Annotated in this window: 2 protein-coding genes; one reads left to right on the forward strand and one right to left on the reverse strand. The window is 57.0% G+C overall.

Annotation, left to right across the window (positions count from 1 at the left end; all coding sequences use genetic code 11):
• Positions 1–446 precede the first annotated feature (446 nt).
• Positions 447–719 carry a hypothetical protein gene (locus H0V78_08535; protein ID MBA2351822.1) on the forward strand — a complete coding sequence of 91 codons (273 nt, stop codon included), beginning with the start codon at positions 447–449 and terminating at the stop codon, positions 717–719.
• A gap of 156 nt (positions 720–875) precedes the next feature.
• On the opposite strand, the gene gatB is transcribed toward H0V78_08535, so the two are convergent.
• Positions 876–2,315 (reverse strand): Asp-tRNA(Asn)/Glu-tRNA(Gln) amidotransferase subunit GatB, encoded by a 1,440-nt coding sequence (gene gatB, locus H0V78_08540; protein MBA2351823.1) that lies wholly within the window; start codon positions 2,313–2,315, stop codon positions 876–878.
• Positions 2,316–2,472: the final 157 nt, after the last annotated feature.

Below are 2,472 nucleotides of genomic sequence, written 5' to 3' on the forward strand. Positions count from 1 at the left end.
GCACGTAGAAGCATTGGGTGTCGTTAAGTTTCGCGTCAGTTCACTCGAAGGTCACGTAGCTGAGCTTCAGACTGACGTCCTTTTATCGTCAGAGCTGTTCAAATCACTTGCAGAGCAAAACGCGAAGCTAGCTCAGGCCGTCGAAGTCTTGCGCGCTCGCGCGCTGGTACGCTTTTTTGGCGGTGTGCTAATTGCGCTCGCTGCAATCTCAGGCTGGTTTCTTCCCCTCGCGAATTGAAGGGAATCGATCCCGGAATGCGCGTTGCTTTTTCCGGGCTACGTCGTCTATTCATGCTAGAACTCAAGCCGTACGCTGTTCAAACACCCGGAAGGAAGTGATCGTGCCTGCAAACCCTCGGAACTCACGGACCATCTGGGTCGGCGTTTGGCATGGAAAGCGTCGTGTCGTATTTGACCCGTCGATACAGCCCGACGACCCAGATTTCATGCTCCTCTACTTCGTTGAGGGCCATGCGCTCTGCGCAAGGAAACGCGCTGCCGAGCGAACGGCAGTAACCACTGTTGCCCATCCATATGATCGTGACTTTGCGTTAGCTCAATATGCCCTATGGCTTTCGGCAAACGCTGGCATTGCTGCCGACAAGACATCCCGCCATGAGTTTGAGATTGAGAATCCGCCGCCGCCGCGCAAGAAATGCCTCAGTGCGATGGCCAAGGGATTTGGTTCGACACTATTAACAAGTGCACGTATGTCGTAAATTCGGAAGGGCCGAATATCATCGAACGCTGCCCCTCGTGCACCGGACGGGACTTCGTTGATGATGTTCTTTAGCAGGGCGTAGCCAGGCTGAATGAAATGGAATCCGGGAAATCGATTCCCGGAATACGCTGCGCTTCTTCCGGGCTACGGCGGGTTATTCAGTCAACTTGCTTTTCACGATTTCGTTAAGCTGCGCGGGATTCGCGCGGCTTTGGGTCGCCTTCATCGCCTGACCGACAAAAAAGCCGAAGACTTTTTCCTTGCCGGCGCGGTAGTCGGCCGCCTGCGCAGGATTTTGCTCGATTATTCGGTCTACGATCGCTTCCAGTTCCCTGCTGTCTGAAATCTGCTTCAGGCCCTTTTTGGCGATAATGGCATCGGCATCGCCGCCTTCCTCCTGCTGCCACATCGCATTGAAAACGTCCTTGGCGATCTTGCCGGAAAGCGTTCCATCGGCTATACGTTGCAGCAAGCCGGCAAGCTGCCCGCTGTCGATTGGGCTCGCGCCGATTTCCAGATTCTCGCGATTCAGTTTGGCGCTCAGTTCACCGATTACCCAGTTGGCGATCAGCTTCTGTTGATCGGGCAAGCGCGCCAACGCCGCTTCGAAATAGGCGGCCATTCCGCGCGATGCAGTGAGAATGCCGGCGTCATAGGCCGATAAACCGAACTCGCGCGCATAACGCTCGCGCTTCGCCTGCGGCAGTTCGGGAAGCCGCGCGCGCGTCTCATCTATCCAATCATCGGAAACTTCGAGCGGCAGGAGGTCGGGATCGGGAAAATAGCGGTAATCGTGCGCGTCCTCTTTCGTGCGCATGGCGCGCGTCTCGTCTTTGTCCGGATCGTACAGCCGCGTCTGCTGAACGATGCCGCCGCCATCTTCGAGTATCTCTTTTTGCCGCGCCACTTCGTATTCGATGGCGCGTTCGAGAAAGCGGAACGAGTTGAGATTCTTGATTTCGCAACGCGTGCCGAGTTTGGCATCTCCTGCCTTGCGCAGCGAAACGTTTGCGTCGCAGCGGAATGATCCTTCCTGCATGTTGCCATCGCAAATGTCGAGAAAAGTCACCAGCGCATGCAGTGTTTTCGCGTAGGCGACAGCTTCTTCGGCGCTGCGCATATCGGGTTCGGAGACGATTTCGAGCAATGGCGTGCCGGCGCGATTCAGGTCGATGCCGGTGGCGCCGTGAAAATCCTCGTGCAGCGATTTGCCTGCATCCTCTTCGAGGTGGGCGCGCGTCAGGCGCACGGTTTTTTCGCGATCGGGAAACGTCAGCAGGACGAACCCTCCCTCGACTATCGGCAATTCGAACTGGCTGATCTGGTAGCCTTTTGGCAAATCCGGATAGAAATAATTTTTGCGGGCGAAAATCGAATGCCGGTTGATTCTGGCGCCGACCGCGAGCCCGAATTTGATCGCCTGCTGGACCGCGGCGCGATTCAAAACCGGCAGAACACCGGGAAGCGCCAGATCGACCGCGCACGCCTGGGTGTTGGGCTCGGCGCCGAATTGCGTGGACGCCGCCGAAAAAATTTTCGATTGCGTTTTAAGCTGGGCGTGGACTTCCAGCCCGATGACGATTTCCCAATTCATGGCGCTCCGCCCCTTACAACCGCCCCCACCCTAGCCCTCCCCCCGCTTGGGGGGAGGGGATATTCGGGGGTATTTTTGATGCCAAGGCTACGCTATCCTCGGGCATGCGCAGGTGCCAATCCGTCGCCTGCTGATACTGGTGCGCGACGTCTAGCAT

The sequence above is a fragment of the Burkholderiales bacterium genome, from assembly GCA_013695435.1.
Lineage (GTDB): Bacteria > Pseudomonadota > Gammaproteobacteria > Burkholderiales > JACMKV01 > JACMKV01.

Coding starts and splice junctions, on each gene's coding strand:
- H0V78_08535 (MBA2351822.1), top strand. CDS start 447: ATGCTCCTCTACTTCGTTGAGGGCCATGCGCTCTGCGCAAGGAAACGC.
- gatB (MBA2351823.1), bottom strand. CDS start 2,315: ATGAATTGGGAAATCGTCATCGGGCTGGAAGTCCACGCCCAGCTTAAA.